This window comes from Kitasatospora sp. NBC_00070 (assembly GCF_045041205.1).
In the GTDB taxonomy this organism is placed as follows: domain Bacteria; phylum Actinomycetota; class Actinomycetes; order Streptomycetales; family Streptomycetaceae; genus Kitasatospora.
Window position 1 is genome coordinate 3,309,783 of sequence record NZ_CP108247.1, and the last position, 14,423, is coordinate 3,324,205.

General features: G+C 71.1%; 20 protein-coding genes and 1 pseudogene. 17 read left to right on the plus strand and 4 right to left on the minus strand.

Translation table 11 applies throughout. The features are described from left to right. Window positions 1-126: 126 nt before the first annotated feature. Both OHV05_RS15280 and OHV05_RS15285 read left to right on the plus strand, forming a co-directional pair. A pseudogene (locus tag OHV05_RS15280) lies at window positions 127-258 on the plus strand (MFS transporter); the annotation flags it as partial. A 60-nt stretch (window positions 259-318) separates the two neighbouring features. Continuing rightward, window positions 319-2,004 (plus strand): recombinase family protein, encoded by a 1,686-nt coding sequence (locus OHV05_RS15285; RefSeq protein WP_405018145.1) that lies wholly within the window; start codon window positions 319-321, stop codon window positions 2,002-2,004. 63 nt (window positions 2,005-2,067) lie between these two features. Here the strand turns inward: OHV05_RS15285 and OHV05_RS15290 are convergent, their stop codons facing one another. Beyond that, window positions 2,068-2,250 carry a hypothetical protein gene (locus tag OHV05_RS15290; RefSeq protein WP_405018146.1) on the minus strand — a complete coding sequence of 61 codons (183 nt, stop codon included), beginning with the start codon at window positions 2,248-2,250 and terminating at the stop codon, window positions 2,068-2,070. 123 nt (window positions 2,251-2,373) lie between these two features. Continuing rightward, window positions 2,374-2,769: a hypothetical protein gene (locus tag OHV05_RS15295; protein ID WP_405018147.1), complete on the minus strand. Its 396-nt coding sequence runs from the start codon at window positions 2,767-2,769 to the stop codon at window positions 2,374-2,376. Window positions 2,770-2,983: 214 nt separating this feature from the next. Here OHV05_RS15295 and OHV05_RS15300 point away from each other — a divergent pair, with 214 nt between their 5' ends. The 8 genes from OHV05_RS15300 to OHV05_RS15335 all read left to right on the plus strand — a co-directional run bounded on the left by OHV05_RS15300 (window position 2,984) and on the right by OHV05_RS15335 (window position 6,622). Next, complete coding sequence (locus OHV05_RS15300) at window positions 2,984-3,160, plus strand: hypothetical protein (protein WP_405018148.1); 177 nt, start codon at window positions 2,984-2,986, stop codon at window positions 3,158-3,160. Continuing rightward, complete coding sequence (locus OHV05_RS15305) at window positions 3,157-3,462, plus strand: hypothetical protein (protein WP_405018149.1); 306 nt, start codon at window positions 3,157-3,159, stop codon at window positions 3,460-3,462. The genes OHV05_RS15300 and OHV05_RS15305 overlap by 4 nt, the downstream gene beginning before the upstream one ends. After that, window positions 3,459-3,890 carry a hypothetical protein gene (locus OHV05_RS15310; protein ID WP_405018150.1) on the plus strand — a complete coding sequence of 144 codons (432 nt, stop codon included), beginning with the start codon at window positions 3,459-3,461 and terminating at the stop codon, window positions 3,888-3,890. The genes OHV05_RS15305 and OHV05_RS15310 overlap by 4 nt, the downstream gene beginning before the upstream one ends. Then, a complete protein-coding gene (locus tag OHV05_RS15315) occupies window positions 3,887-4,078 on the plus strand; it encodes a hypothetical protein (RefSeq protein WP_405018151.1) in 192 nt (63 codons plus the stop codon). The genes OHV05_RS15310 and OHV05_RS15315 overlap by 4 nt, the downstream gene beginning before the upstream one ends. Before the next feature lie 189 nt (window positions 4,079-4,267). Next, window positions 4,268-5,206, plus strand: a complete 939-nt coding sequence (locus OHV05_RS15320; protein ID WP_405018152.1) for a mucin-2 — start codon at window positions 4,268-4,270, stop codon at window positions 5,204-5,206. Further along, window positions 5,203-5,886 carry a hypothetical protein gene (locus tag OHV05_RS15325; protein WP_405018153.1) on the plus strand — a complete coding sequence of 228 codons (684 nt, stop codon included), beginning with the start codon at window positions 5,203-5,205 and terminating at the stop codon, window positions 5,884-5,886. The genes OHV05_RS15320 and OHV05_RS15325 overlap by 4 nt, the downstream gene beginning before the upstream one ends. After that, window positions 5,883-6,329, plus strand: a complete 447-nt coding sequence (locus OHV05_RS15330; RefSeq protein ID WP_405018154.1) for a hypothetical protein — start codon at window positions 5,883-5,885, stop codon at window positions 6,327-6,329. The genes OHV05_RS15325 and OHV05_RS15330 overlap by 4 nt, the downstream gene beginning before the upstream one ends. A gap of 155 nt (window positions 6,330-6,484) precedes the next feature. Continuing rightward, window positions 6,485-6,622: a hypothetical protein gene (locus OHV05_RS15335; RefSeq protein WP_405018155.1), complete on the plus strand. Its 138-nt coding sequence runs from the start codon at window positions 6,485-6,487 to the stop codon at window positions 6,620-6,622. Here OHV05_RS15335 and OHV05_RS15340 read toward each other — a convergent pair. After that, complete coding sequence (locus OHV05_RS15340) at window positions 6,589-6,999, minus strand: hypothetical protein (protein ID WP_405018156.1); 411 nt, start codon at window positions 6,997-6,999, stop codon at window positions 6,589-6,591. The genes OHV05_RS15335 and OHV05_RS15340 overlap by 34 nt on opposite strands. A 167-nt stretch (window positions 7,000-7,166) precedes the next feature. Between OHV05_RS15340 and OHV05_RS15345 the strand changes: the two genes are divergently transcribed. From OHV05_RS15345 to OHV05_RS15360, 4 genes are all read left to right on the plus strand, one after another. Next, window positions 7,167-8,009 (plus strand): hypothetical protein, encoded by an 843-nt coding sequence (locus OHV05_RS15345; protein ID WP_405018157.1) that lies wholly within the window; start codon window positions 7,167-7,169, stop codon window positions 8,007-8,009. A gap of 161 nt (window positions 8,010-8,170) precedes the next feature. Continuing rightward, on the plus strand, window positions 8,171-9,358 hold the full coding sequence (locus tag OHV05_RS15350) for a hypothetical protein (RefSeq protein ID WP_405018158.1): 1,188 nt from the start codon (window positions 8,171-8,173) through the stop codon (window positions 9,356-9,358). 102 nt (window positions 9,359-9,460) lie between these two features. Further along, window positions 9,461-9,676, plus strand: a complete 216-nt coding sequence (locus OHV05_RS15355; RefSeq protein WP_405018159.1) for a sigma factor-like helix-turn-helix DNA-binding protein — start codon at window positions 9,461-9,463, stop codon at window positions 9,674-9,676. 148 nt (window positions 9,677-9,824) lie between these two features. Next, entirely contained in the window at window positions 9,825-10,388 is a 564-nt protein-coding gene (locus OHV05_RS15360; RefSeq protein WP_405018160.1) for a hypothetical protein, read from the plus strand. 111 nt (window positions 10,389-10,499) lie between these two features. Here the strand turns inward: OHV05_RS15360 and OHV05_RS15365 are convergent, their stop codons facing one another. Next, on the minus strand, window positions 10,500-11,120 hold the full coding sequence (locus tag OHV05_RS15365; protein ID WP_405018161.1) for a hypothetical protein: 621 nt from the start codon (window positions 11,118-11,120) through the stop codon (window positions 10,500-10,502). A 44-nt stretch (window positions 11,121-11,164) separates the two neighbouring features. Here OHV05_RS15365 and OHV05_RS15370 point away from each other — a divergent pair, with 44 nt between their 5' ends. The 3 genes from OHV05_RS15370 to OHV05_RS15380 are packed head-to-tail and all read left to right on the plus strand — an operon-like array spanning window position 11,165 to window position 14,409. Continuing rightward, on the plus strand, window positions 11,165-11,683 hold the full coding sequence (locus OHV05_RS15370) for a helix-turn-helix domain-containing protein (protein WP_405018162.1): 519 nt from the start codon (window positions 11,165-11,167) through the stop codon (window positions 11,681-11,683). 4 nt (window positions 11,684-11,687) lie between these two features. Beyond that, the gene (locus OHV05_RS15375) at window positions 11,688-12,950 is read left to right on the plus strand and encodes a PBSX family phage terminase large subunit (RefSeq protein ID WP_405018163.1); all 1,263 of its coding nucleotides are present in this window, start codon (window positions 11,688-11,690) and stop codon (window positions 12,948-12,950) included. Next, a complete protein-coding gene (locus OHV05_RS15380) occupies window positions 12,937-14,409 on the plus strand; it encodes a phage portal protein (protein WP_405018164.1) in 1,473 nt (490 codons plus the stop codon). Before OHV05_RS15375 ends, OHV05_RS15380 begins: the two co-directional genes overlap by 14 nt. Window positions 14,410-14,423: the final 14 nt, after the last annotated feature.

Here is a 14,423-nt window from a genome sequence, read left to right on the forward strand (position 1 = left end):
TGGTCGGGACGAAGGTCCGTCGGTAATGTTCCGATCGAAGATTTGCCACTTACATGGCCGCTGAGCGGGTCGACCTGCCCTGTCCCGCACCGCTCAGCGCGACCTCACGCCCCCGGGGAGCCCCAGATGCCCGCCCTGCACAGCCTGGTCGTCTCACTATCGGAGACGGGCCGTGGACTCCCCCGCCGGTTCTGGTGGCTCTGGACGGCCACCCTGGTCAACAAGCTCGGCGGCTTCGTGGTGCCGTTCGTAACCCTTCGTTAGACCGTACGATCACCTGACCAAGGGGGCAACGTGATTCAAACACCGTCGGGGCCGGTGGCAGGACCGACCAATCCGTACGAGGGGATGCTCGGCGGGAGCTACGCACGCAAGAGCAGCTACCAGGGCAAGAAGCGCCGCAAGGGCGAGTCTGTCCGCGAGCAGCTCGGCGCCAATGAGAAGGAAGCGGCACGGCTCGGCGTGACGATCGCCGAGGAGTTCATCGACGACGACCGTTCAGCGTCTCGCCATGGTGCGAACGCCGAGCGCGAAGACTTCGAGCGCATGATCGAGTGGATCGAATCCGGAAAGATCCACATCGCGTTCGCCTGGGCCTCGACCCGACTGCAGCGCGACCTCGCTGTGTACGTGCGCCTGCGCGATGCCTGCGCCAAGCACGGCGTTCTGTGGTGCTACGGCGGCAAGGTCTACGACCTGTCCAACAAGGACGACCGTTTCCGGACCGCGATCGACGCCGTGATCGGTGAGCGCGAAGTCGACGAGCTGCGCGACAACGTCATGCGGTCGCTGGAGGCGAACGCCGCTGCTGGCAAGCCGCACGGGAAGAACGTCTACGGATACCGACGAATCTACGACCCCTTCACCGGGGCGTTTGTCCGGGTCGAGAAGATCCCCGCCGAGGCCGCGATCGTTCGCGAGATCAGCGACCGGGTCGCCGCAGGCGAGGCGTACACCCGGATTGCTCGCGACCTCAACATGCGGGGCGTCCTGCCGCCGGCGCCTGAATGGACCTGGCAGCAGGTGAACCGCCTAGCCGAGTGGCGCCCTGGGCTGCCCAAGGATGGCGAGCTGCACCCGGCAACGATCCAACGGATCAAAGATCACCGACACTTGCAGGAGGAGGCGCAGCGGCGCCTCGCGGACGGCGAGAAGCCTCTCGACATCTCGCGAGACTTCAACGAGCGGGGCGAGCGTCGGATCATGTGCCGGTGGGTAGCTCCCACCATCGTTGAGTTCGCGCGCCAGACGAGGTACCTCGGAACTCGTACGCGCAACGGCGATGTCACTGCCGAGAAGGCTTGGCCCAGGATCGTCAAGGCATCGACTCATGCCCGCTGCCTGCTCATCATCAGGGCCCGCAAGGACAGCCGGAAGTGGAATACGCGACCTGGCGCCGCGAAGAACTGGCTGTCAGGTGCCATGAAATGTGACGTTTGCGAGATCCTGACGGGTTCAGACAAGAGGGACAGCGGCCCCCGATACTGCTGCGTCCAACCGGGCACGGACGACGCAAAGGGGTACCACGTCAGCGCGGAGACAGGGCCGGTCGACGAGTTCGTACTCGGGAAGCTGCTCGACTGGTTGGCCGACCCGAAGTTCGTCGCAGCGTTCACACAGGACGACAAGAAGGTGCTTGCGGAGATCGAGGAAGCCGAGGCGTCCGTCGCGCTGCTGACGTCGGAACTGGAAGAGTTCTACGTCGAGGCGGGAGCGGGCCGATTGTCGGCGCGTGCACTGTCGTCCGTCGAGGCGGATTACCTACCCAAGATCAACGAGGCCAAGGAGCGAGCGCATGCGCTCCGCGCGCCGTCGGTACTGCAGGGCATCGCCGGTGCCTCTCGTGCTGACCTCGAAGTGGCCTGGCCTCAGCTCAAGTTGGAGCAGCAGCGGCTCATCGCACAGACGCTGCTCGATATCCGCCTCAAGCCTCGGGGGAACTCGGGAAAGCACCTCGACGTGAGCGAGTACGTGACCGTCAGGCCGCTCAAGCTCGTTGCCTGACTGAACGCGAACGGGCCGCACAGCGTCTGCTGTGCGGCCCGTTGGCTATACCGGTGACTGGCCTCACGAGCAGTCACCCGCTCCCGCTGGGGGCTCGTCGCCGAGCTGTGTCAGTGCGCGGTGCAGTGCGACGGCGCCGGTCGGGGTGATGTGGCGGTCGTCGATGGCAATGTCGAGGTTGTCGGCGGTCGCGCGGATGACGACTGGGGCGCCGGTGTCGAGTCGGATGCGGGTAACTGTGATCATGTGCCGTGGGCTTCCCTGGTCGGGGCAGGCAGGGGCGCGGATTCGCATGCGCTTGCGAATCCATTCGAACTGCCGACAGTACCCCGGCGACCACTGCGGGTCACCCTCGTTCTGGTTGCTGGTTCAATTACCAGTACGCGAAGCGTCCGCCGCCCAGTTCCGCAGAAGCTCCTGAACCTTGGGCAGATCCGCCGGCCGGATGCCGGGGACGTGCGCGACGACGACGGCCGCGCTCTCTCCGCCCATCCCGAGAGGGTCGCCCGCAGTGAGGCCGACGTACTGCTCGGCCGCCGCGAGCTGAACCTCGCGAACGTCCTTGCCGGTCGCCGCTGCGACAGCTCTCACGATCCACGGCAGAACCTTGACCGGCTGCCCTTGCCCGATCTTCCAAAGCTGGTTGTGCCCAAGCGACTGCTTGGTCTGCGGATCGACCGCTGCCTCAGCTAGTCGTCGCAAGGTCATGCCGTTCTGGCCCAGTGCATCCCGTACCAGGTCGGCGAACGGGGTCGACTCCCACATGGTTTCTCATCTCCGTTCGTGTCGCGATACGCGAACACACCCATTGAAGCGCACATGCCCGCCGCTTCACCAGCGCACTTAACTCGTTGACGATCACTCCGGGCCATACTTACGGTGCTCTTGTCTCGAAACAGAGACAGATGCGACGCTCTGAGCTGCGGCTTTCTGCACCCTGTCTGTCCCTGTTCTGCAACACGGACGACGAGGGGGAGCTGTGTCTAACCGCACAAAGGTCGCTGACCTGCACAGTCGGCAGGAGTGGCCGAAACCGACCGATGATCAGGTTTCGCTGATCGCGCGCATCCTGGGCCCGCATGTCCAGCAGGCCCGGGCCGAGCGGCTCGCAGCCGAGCAGGCCACCCGCACTGCCACGGGGCGGGCTGCCGCGTGATCACTCCCTCGAAAACCGTTGAGTTCCTCGGTCCGCCGCCGCCGGCGGAGACCAAGCACGGGCGTATCGCCGCCGCGCTGCGGGATCGGCCGGGCGAGTGGGCCGTCGTTCAGCGGGTGGCGAGCATCGGCCGCGCGGCATCCGCCGCGCAGGCGATCCGCTCGGCCAAGCTCGCCGCCTACGGCCCCCCGGGCGCCTTTCAGGCGGTCGCCCGCACCGTGCAGAACGGCCACGTGGTCGAGCACCGGGTCTACGCCCGGTTCGTCGGCCAGCGTCCGCCGGTGGTCGGGGGTGGCTCGTGATCCGCGCCCATCTCCACCCGGACCGGCACACGGTGCGGCTCGACGTCACCGACGCTGCCGAGCGGCTGCTCGACGAGGTCGCGCTCGCGTTCGTCGACGACGAGCAGCACGTCGCCGCCCTGCTGCGCGAGCTCGCTGCGGCGGCCGGACACTCCCGCTCGCGTGCTGCCGATCCGGACGCCCCCGACCATGTCGTCGATCACGCCCGGGCGGCGCACGACGCCGTGCGGGACCGTGCCCGCCGTGGTCTGCGGGCCGCGCTCGCCCGGGCCCGCTCCGGGGTGGCCGACCTGCTGCCCGCCCTCGACGGGCTGCTCGCGGTCGATCTCCCGTACCGGCGTGCTCTCCAACTCGGCGAGCAGCTCGGCGACCTGGCCCTCGACACGGTGGCCGGTCGCCGCGCGGCCGAGCAGGGGGTGCGGCCGTGAGCGTCCGTCAGCCCGGCCCCGGGCGGGGTCTGCACCTGTCCGCCGCCGTGGCCGCCCCGGATGTCGAGGCGGTCCGGGCGGTGTGGCGTGCGGCCCGGGCCGCTGGTGAGCCGCAGTGGTACCTCGACCTGATCGCGGCCGTCGGCCGCACCAAGGCCGCCGCCTCGACCGTGGGGGTGGCCGCGTGAGCGCCGATGCTCTGCAGCTCGACGTCGAGGGTGGCGCGGTTCCGTATCCACAGGCTGTGGACCCGTCCCGGCCCCGTACGCGCCGGGCTCCCACCGACCTGATCCCAGAAGTGACCGCCATTGCCGGCCAGTTGGACGGCCTCGACGCAATCGACGCCGCCGCCCATTCTCTTGAAAGGAGCAACTCCCGTGACGTGGTTCAAAGTTGACGACACGGCCGGCACGCACCCGAAGTTGCTCAAGGCTGGTAACGCCGCGCTCGGGTTGTGGCTGCGCTGCGGCGCGTACAGCGCGCAGCACCTGACCGAGGGTCGCATTCCGGGTGTGGTGGCCGCGCTGTTCGGGACTGCTCCGCAGGCCGCCCGACTCGTTCGGGCTGGTCTGTGGCACGAGAGTGGGCACGAGTGCCCGCGCTGCCGGCCGGTGGTGGTCGGCGAGTTCCTGATGCACGACTTCCTGCGCTACAACCCGACTCGGGCGAGCGTCGAGGGTGGGCGCGATCGGGAGGCGGAGCGGAAGCGGAAGGGTCGGGCCGCGCAGCGAAAGCCTGCCGATCCGGCGTCGAATCGCCCGCCGTTCGGCGCCGAATCGGAGCTCGGCGAGAGCGATTTCGATCCGGAAACACCCCCTGATTCTGACGAAACCGCAGGTGAGGGGCACGCGTCCGGGGCGGATGGGGTGGGCTCGTCCCACCGGTCCCGGCCCGGCCCGGCCCGACCCGTAGTAGGTGGTGGGGGTAGTAGAGAGAGCTCAGGTGGTGTCGGGCGCAGCCCGGAACACTCTCTCTGCGCTCTGCCCGACCAGTGGGCGCCCGACGACGCGCTGCTCGCGTGGGCTGCGGTTGCCGGGCACCTGCAGCGGCTCGGCGTCGACGGACTCGACCACGCCACCGCCAAGTGGCGCACCCACCGGGCCACCGGTCCCGCGCGGAGCGTGCAGCAGTGGCGGCTCGACTGGCAGCAGTGGATCACCAGGGAGCGGCCCGACCAGCCCCCGGCCGCGCGCCGCCTGCAGGCCGTACCCGCCGACGGTCACCAACCCACCCGGGCCGAGCAGCACGCCGCCGCACTGCAGGCCGCCCTCGACCAGATGAACGCCAACGACAGCCAACAGGAGAACACCGCATGACCCCCGACGAGTGCGCCGCTCTGCTGGCCTACGTCGGCCGGCTCGACCCCCGCGCCGCCCACCGCGACCCCGCCGAGACCGCCGGGCAGCTCGCGACGTGGTGCGACCTGCTGCGCGACGTGCCCGCCACCGCCCCGGACGGGTGGGACGCCGCCGCCGTGGCCCGGGCGCACATCACCGGCTCGCCGTACCCGATCCTGCCCGTCGACATCACCCGCCCGTGGACCGCCCACCGGCGCGCGCTGCTCGCCCGGCACACCGACCCGCGCCCCAACGTCGACCCTGACGACGTCGAGGGCTACCAGCAGGCGATCCGGGCGCAGCGGGACGCGGTCGCCACCGGTGCGGTCGAGCCGACCGCGTCGAGGGAGCTCGCCGGGGGTCCGCACCCGCAGCTCGCGCACCTGATCGCCCGTGCGCTGCCGGCCGCCGCCGCTGCCGCGCTGGCACCGTTCCGTCCCCTGCGGGCCGCCCGAGAGGCTGCCGCACTGGCCGGTCGGCCGGACGCGCTGAACGTGCCGTGCACGTGGTGCCGCGCTCCGGTGGGCGAGCCATGCCGGCGCCGCACCAGCCCCAAGAGGGCCGAGCAGCAGGGCGGTTGGTCCCGCCGCTCGACCGTCCACCCGTCCCGACTTGATGCCGCTACCGAGCAGGCCAACCGACAGGAGCGTGCAGCGTGAGCAGCGCCCGCCGCCACCGCACCCGCAACACCACCCAGAACCAGGCTTGCTACCGCGTCACCGGCACGTGGCCGACCAGCCCCCGGCCGGCGACGTTCGCGCACGCCGACCGCCGCCGGTGCGATCGGGTCGCCCGGCAGTTCGCCGACGCCGGCGCGCTGGTCAAGGTCGAAGAACACCTCGGACACGGCGCCTGGCGCCTGGCCTACCGGCTCGACGGCCCCGCGCTGACGGCCGAGCGGCTGCAGGCCGAGCAGGAGCGGCTCGCCGCGCTCCGCCAGGCCGAGACCGAGCGGCGCGAGAGCCTGCGCGAGCAGTGGGCCGAGCACTGCCGCGAGCGTGAGCTCTGCGCCGTCGAGGCCGTCATGGTGCAGCCGCCGATCCCCCGCGACGGAGGCAGTCCACGAGCGCGAACTGTCGCTCACGGTAAGGGAATTCGATGAATCTCCCCTCGCGACCGGTCGATGCGGTCCCCATGCGCGCGGGCCGCCGCGCCGTCCCTTCCGAAAGGTCACACCCCGTGTCCGTCCCTCCCCGCCGTCTCGTGCACGAGACACGCGCCGCTCGTGCGCTCTCCCTCCCCTCGACCCTCCCCGCCGTGGCCGAGCTGCTCGACGTCGTCCGCTCCGAGCTGCTCGCCAACTCCCGCCGCGCGAGCGATGCCGAGCTGTCCCTCGACGCCGACGGGCTGCTCGTTGTCTCCTACCCGATCGACTCGACCGGGGGCCGGCGATGAACGCCCCCGTGCCCGTCGAGCGGGACGTCGAGGCTCTGCTGCACCTGGTCGACCGGGCCGAGCGCGGCGCCCTGCTCCCGGCCGAGGCCGAGCTGCTGCGGGCCGGCGTCCGGGACATGGCCACGTACCGCCGGTGGTGCGGGCAGTGGGCCGAGCACGCTCGCGGCGCCCGGGCCCGGGCCGCCCTGCTGCGGCGCGCACTGCGGCGGGCCCTCGACCGGGCGCAGCGCGCACGGCGGGCCGAGATCCGGCTCGACACCCGGAAGCAGCCGACCGGCCGAGAGCTGACGCCGAGCGAGTACGCCGGCCTGCTCGCCGCCGAGCTGCTCGACGGGTACGCGCTCGCCCGCGCCGCCGTCCGCCTCGCCCCCCGTCACCCGCCACACCGGGACGGCCCCGGGTGGACGTGGTGGCGAACACCGCCACCACCTCGCTACTCGACCGCCCCGCCCCTGATCCGGCCCGGGCGCCCCCGTACCGCCAGAGGGGCGCCCGGGCCCCCAACCCACCGCACCGCCAAGCACTCAGGAGAGAGCGCAACCCCATGCACCCCGCCGAGATCCACCGCGCCGCCGCCCAACTCCGCACCGTCCGCCAGCAGTGGGCCGACCTGCTGCTCGCCATCGAGACACCCCCGGCCTCCGAGTGGCCCCCGGCCCAGCTCTCCACCCACCTTGCCCGCCAGCAGGCCGACGATGCCGAGCTGCTGGTCGCCGACCGCGTCCCCCTGTCCCTGCGTCAGCACCCCGCCCCGGCCAACCTGACCGCGCTCGACGCCGCCGTGCGCATCGAGGAGCTGCTATTCGACTGCGCGGACACGCTCGCCGCCGCAGTGCAGCGCCCGCCCGCGCGGCACCTTGTGAGCAGCCCGGGCCGGCCGCCGGTCTGGGCGGCCATCCTGGGCGACGCCGCCGACCCCCGCCGCTGGACCTACCGCAGCCCCACCGACCCCGGCAGCCGCCGGCACGGCCTGCACTGGGCGGCCGTATGGGTCGAGGGCCGGCTGCTCGACGAGGACACCACCCCCGACCCGCGCCGCGACCACACCCGGGGCGCAGCCCTGTTCGGCCTGCTGCCCGGGCACCTGCGGCACGAGACCATCCGGGTGGCCGGCCAGTGCGAGCGCATCCTGCTGCGGGCCCTGCAGCTCGACGCCCGCTCGACCGCCATCCCCGGGCGGCCGTGCCCGTGGTGCGGCGGCGAGCTCACCCTGCACACCACCCCGGGCGAGCCGCCGAGCGTCACCTGCGGAACCGGGCCGGCCTGCTCGGCGCCCGCACCCCTCGACGACCGTCGCCGGCGCGAGTGGGGGCCGGCCGAGCTGCTCGACCTGCTCGGCGCACTCGGCACGGACGGCGAGCAGCAGGCCGGCCCCCGGGCCGCATGACCAGGCAGGGGGTACAACCACCATGCGGGCCGGGGCAGTTGCCCCGGCCCGTTTGGGCGACCCTCTTGCACACGCGAACTGTAATCATTACAGTAATCATTACTGCAAAGATTGCAGGGCCGGACGCGACCCGGCACCCGTCAAGCCAGGGAGAGAACCCCATGCGTTACGCAACTACCGCCGCCCGCAGTGAAGTTCTGCACAAGCAGGACAACGGCATCACCCGCAGCTACTGCAGCCGGACCGCGCTCCACGTCGTCGACGCCGAGACGGCATCGGCCGGCCTGTCCACCGGCGCCCTGCGCGTCTGCAAGAACTGCGACAACAAGGACGGGGACCGCCGCCGCGCCGCCCTCTCCCTCGCCGATCAGCCCCTGCTCAACCCGCCGGCCGCGCCCGCCCGCCGCAAGACCAAGGCGACCCCGGCCGAGCCCGCCCTGTTCGACCCGGCCACCCCTGCCGCCACCCCGGCCCCGGCCAAGCCGAAGCGGGCCCGCCGCACCCTGGCGCAGCCGGCCATCGCCCGGACCGCGTTCGACCAGAGCGCGGCCGGCCTGACCGACCCGCTGCCCGCCGGCCGGTACGCCCTGCAGGTGTGCGAGGACCCGGAATCGGTGTGCAAGCGCGGCGCCTGCACCCAGAGCTCGACCCGTGCGGTCGGCACCTTCGACGAGGTCAGCCGCGCCGCCGCGCACTTCCGGCACGCGTGGGCAGAGAGCGCGCTCGGCGCCCGGATCGCGCTCACCGAGCAGCCCGCCCAAGCACGCCACGAGCAGGCGCCCGTCGAGCCCCTCCCGGAGGGAGAGTTCCGGGTGAAGATGCGCATGCAGTTCGACCCCGCCGACCTTGAGCGGCTCAAGATCAAGGCCACCGCGCAGAAGGCCGCCGACAACATCGCCCGCGCCGAGCAGCGAGCGGCCGAGCGCATCCGGTACGGCGTCGACCCGGCCCCCGCCCCCGTCGCGACCGAGGAGGCCGTCGAGGGGACCGTCGTCGCACACCAGGGCGACACGTTCGGCTGCCTGCCCCACCACGCCGAACACCCCGACGTGCTCGCCGCTCTGACCGTGCTCGGCGGCAACGGCCGACAGCTTCCGATCCGGCTCGCCACCCTCTACGGCAACGACAACGAGCAGTGCACGAGCGCGTTCGGCGCCATGGTCGAGCCGCGCCGCGATGGACGGGTTGCCCTGTGCTGGCTCGTTGGCGGCAAGCACACCAAGGAAGACGGCGACACGCACCGGATCGAGCTCGTGATGCTGGCCGAGCGGATGAGCTCGGCCGGATGGCTGGTCGAGAGCGGAAGCGTTGGGGCTGTCTTCGCTTGGAACCCGGACGCGATCCGGTAGGCCCCCCACCCCCACCGGTCGGGCCGATCGGGGAGAGTAGGAATCGACATCACACCGCCGGCCGGGCCCCGTGCCCGGCCGGCACCAAGGAAGGAACCGGGGATGACCGAGCAGGAAGCGCGAGAGTTCAGCTACGACGACGCCGTCCGCATCCGTGCAGCCGCGCAGCAGCTCGAACCGCAGCTCGCCCGGATCATCACAGAAGCGCGCGCAGACGGGCGCAGCGCCGCCCGGATCGCCCGCGACCTCGACTACACCGAGGGGCGGGTGTATCAGATCCTGCGGGACGCCAAGAAGGCAGCCGATCCCGCCGAGTAGCAGAGCGGGCCCGCCGGACGACGCGACCGCCGGACGGGCCCAGCACGCCCCGCAAGGGCCGTGCACCCGCTGCCAGAGAGAACCTGCCAGGGGCGCCGCCCACACTAGGGCAGGCGCCCACCACGCCCACGCAGGAGACACCGCCACCATGAGCGAGCAGCCCACCACCGGCGCCCACACCAAGGCCACCGGCCCTCACCCGCAGACCCTGCCGGAGCAGCAGGCCACCGCCCGGGAGTTCGCCGCCAAGCTCGGCGACCTGATCGACGAACACCACGCGACCGAGGCCGCCGAGCGACTGCGCAAGAACAGCGCGTACGCACGCGCCCGGGGGCTCACCGCCGCCACGACCACCCGCCTCGTGTACGAGGCGTACGTCGACGACGAGCTGTCCCTCGACACCATCGCCGACGTGCTGAACCTGTCCCGGGTGCGCGTGCAGACCGAGATCGACCGGTACGTGAAGGTCTGGCACCGCACCGACCTGCAGGCCGGCGGCGCGTGGACACCGGGCGACTTCCTCGACACCGACACCGTCGAGCGCGGCGACGACGAGCAGGCCGCCCTCGACCAGCTCGCGCGGGAGATCCTCGACGAGGAGCTGCCCACCGACCGACCCGACACCGTCACGGCCGTTCGCGTGATGCTGTGGACCGGCCGACCCGGGCCCGACGAGGATGCCGTCGCCACCGCCGAGGCCACCCGGAACTGACCGCCCGAACAGGCTTGCGCCGTTATCAATCTGTGACCTATAGTTGGAGGCGCTCCCGGCGTGCCCGGAGCACACCAACCTACGGCCCGTCACTCGAAGTGGCGGGCCGTCTCAATTTTCGGCCACCGGCTGTAGGTCGTGGTACTCATCGAGAGACCACCGCTGATCGCTCTTGTCGTCGAAGCTAACAAGCGGCTGAGTGATGTACGCGTCGCGCATTTTTCCCGGTACGAGAAAGAATCGGGCGGTGAGACCAGGTGCGAGGGTCTGGACAGGGGCATCCTCCCACCCGCCCTCTGGACGCACCAGGGCAACGCCAGCCGACTCCACGTCACCCACGACAGCTACCTGATAAATCGGCGCATCGCTGCCGTTCATCACATCAATTGCCAGCCCGCTTGAGCCATCAAACCCACTAGCGGCGTACATCGGATAGGGCCGATCCTTTGCCGTCCGCTTGATTTGCTTCGCCTGCTCCCACCTGCGCACCTCTGCAAGCGCCTGAAACTCAGTCAGCTGATGAGCCAGCACTACATCTTGGCGCCCGATAAAGCGACGCTGTTCGTCGATCTGATTGCGCTGACTGGCGAGCGTCCACAACGCACCGCCCGCCGCCACTGTCGCCCCGATTGCGCCAATCCAGGTCGGCACGTCACCCATTTTCACCCCGAGCGGCATTGCGCCAATCAGCATGCCGCACGGCCCCTCGCAACACTGCGCCCATGTCGCCATGCACGAAACCATAGGACCCCTCTTCGGGATCGGAGGTGATCGCCATGCGCGAACCGATCACCGACACCGATCGCGAGCAGGTCCGCCGCCTGCACGCCGATGGCCTGTCCCGCAACGCCATCGCTTCGAAGATCGAGCGGAGCAGCTCGACCGTGTCGAAGATCGCGAAGGATCTCGGCCTGGCGTTCACCGGCGGCGCCCGGGTAGCTCCGGCCACCGCCGCACGGCAGGAGGATCTCGCCGCGCTCCGCCGTGACCTGACGGCCCGTCTGTACCGGCGGGCTGCCGCCAACCTCGACCGGGTCGAGTCCGAGAGCTATGTGCGGGTCGAGCTGTTGCCGACCGGGGACACCGTCGACGTCGTGTCCGACGATCCTCCGGCGCAGGACGAGCGGCACCACTCGCAGGCGATCGGCGCCTATCTCACCAGTGCGGCCCGGCTCGCCGAGATCGACGCTGGCACATCCGGGCACGAGGTGCGGTCGATGCTCACCGACTTGGCCAAGGGTCTACGCGACGCGTTCGCCGACGACGACGTCGAGGGGGCCGCCGACGGGGGGTGAGCCGGTGCTCGACGCCCCCACGCTTCCCCTGTCCCGCAAGCAGCTCCGCAGCGTCGCGCAGGCGTCCGCTCGCATCAACATCTGGCACGGCGCCGTCCGGTCGGGCAAGACCATCGCCTCGTTGCTGGCGTTCCTGCTGGCCGTGGCTGAGGCGCCGCCGTCCGGCCTGATCGTGATCATCGGGCGCAGCCTGCAGACGATCGAGCGCAACGTCGTCGAGCCGCTCACGGACACCAGCCTGTTCGGTCCGGTGGCGGCGCAGGTCCGGCACACCCGGGGCGCCACTACCGCGACCGTTCTCGGCCGCACTGTGCACCTGATCGGCGCGGCCGATTCCCGGGCCGAGGGTCGGCTGCGTGGATTGACGGCCTATTTGGCGTATGTGGACGAGGCGACGCTGCTGCCCGAGGCGATGTGGACGCAGCTTCTCGCGCGACTGTCGGTCCCCGGGGCGCGGCTGCTGGCGACCACGAACCCGGACTCTCCGGCGCACTGGCTCAGGGTCGGTTACCTCGACCGCGCAGCCGAGTTGGACCTGAGGGCTTGGCACTTCAAGCTCGCCGACAACCCGAGTTTGACCGCCGCCTACGTCACGTCGCTGGCTGCCGAGTTCGTCGGGCTGTGGCGCCGTCGGATGATCGACGGCGCGTGGGTGATCGCCGAGGGCGCTGTGTTCGACATGTACGACGAGCAGCAGCACGTCGTCGACACCCTGCCCACCATCACTCGGCATTGGGTGGGGCTGGACTACGGCACTACCAACCCGTTCGCTGCCCTGCTGTTGGGGCTCGGCGACGACGGCCGGCTGTACGTGGTCGCTGAGTGGCGCCACGACTCCCGCAAGGCTCGCCGGCAGATGACCGATGCCCAGTACTCCGCCGCCCTGCGCGGGTGGCTGACCGGGCTCGGCATCCCCGACCCGGAGTGGACGTTCCTCGACCCGAGCGCCGCCTCGTTCCTGGCTCAGCTCTGGGAGGACGGTCACCCCGGGGTGACCCGAGCGAAGAACGACGTACTCGACGGCATCCGCTCGACGTCGACCGCGCTCGCGGCCGGCCTGCTGCGCATCCACCGCTCGTGCACGGGCCTGCTCGCCGAGCTGCCCGACTACGTGTGGGATGCCGCTGCTGCTGCCGCTGGTGTCGACCAGCCGCTCAAGCGGAACGACCACTCGGTCGACGCGCTGCGCTACGTCGTGCACTCCACCGCCGCCGAGTGGCGCCACCTACTACACCGCCAGGGGGTGAGCGCCGATGCCGCTGCCTGACAACAACACTCCGTGGCCGCCGCCGAGCTGCTCGGCCGCGCTCGCCGAGATCGCGGTCGACGACGCGTGGTACTCCGGCGACCGGACGCGGCTCGCCGCCGTCTACCGCGACCAGGCCCGGCGGGAGGATGGCCGCCGCCGGCTGTGGGGGCGCGACCGAACCCCCGCCCCGGGGCAGGCCGACACCCGGCTGCACATCCCGCTGCCCGCCGACATCGCGACCACGTCCGCCGATCTCCTGTTCGCCGAACCACCGGTGTTCACCGTCGACGACACCGCCACGCAGGCCCGGCTCGACGAGATCAGCGAGCAGGCCGGCATCGCCAACACCCTTCTTGAGGCCGCCGAGGTGTCCGCCGCGCTCGGCGGTGTCTATCTCGCCGCAGCGTGGGATGCCGACGTCGCAACGCACCCGCTGCTGACCACGGTTCACCCCGACTGCGCCGTGCCCGAGTGGCGGTTCGGGTACCTGACGGCCGTGACGTTCTGGCGTGAGCTGGAGCGCAACGGCACGACCGTGGTCCGCACGCTGGAGCGGCACGAGCGTGGGCAGATCCTGCACGGTCTCTACGTCGGCACCCCCGACAACTTGGGCCGTGCCGTGCCGCTCACGGAGCATCCGGAGACCGCCGCCGTGGTCGACTCGCTCGGCCCCACCGGCGCCGTCGAGACCGGCATCCGGGCCCTGACCGCCTCCTACGTCCCCAACATCCGCCCCAACCGCCAGCACCGCGGCTCGGTCCTCGGACGCTCCGACTACCAGGGCGGCATCCGCGACCTGTTCGACGCGCTCGACTCGACGTGGTCGAGCTGGATGCGCGACCTACGGCTCGCCCGCGCCCGCCTGATCGTCCCCGACGGCTACCTGCGATCCCACGGGCCCGGCCAAGGTTCCTCGTTCGACCTCGACCGGGAAATCTGGCAGGCGCTCGCCATCCCACCCACCGAAGCGGGGGCCGGAATCACCCTGGCCCAGTTCGCGATCAGGGTCGAGGAGCACCAACGGACCAGTGACGCGCTGGTGCGGCAGATCGTCGGGTCGGCCGGCTACTCCGCCGCGTCGTTCGGGCTCGGCGGCGACGTGGCCGCAGTCACCGCCACCGAGGTCCTTGCGCGCGAGCGCAGGAGCATGACCACCCGTCGGAAGAAGACCCGGTACACCGGGCCGCCGCTGGCTCACATGCTCGACGTGCTGCTGCAGCTCGACCGGGTGCTCGGGTTCTCCACCATCACCCCCGAGCGGCCCGCCGTCGCGTTCGGCAGCGCCACCCCCGACGACCCCGTCTCGGCCGCACAGAGTCTGTCCCTGCTCGCGCAGGCGCAGGCGATCAGCACCGAGACCAAGGTGCGCAGGGTCAACCCGAGTTGGGACGGCGACGCCGTGCTCGCCGAGGTTCAGCGCATCCACGCCGAGACCGGGCAGGCCGTGCCCGACCCGGTGCCCAGCTTCGCCGCCTGATCGTCGAGGGGGTG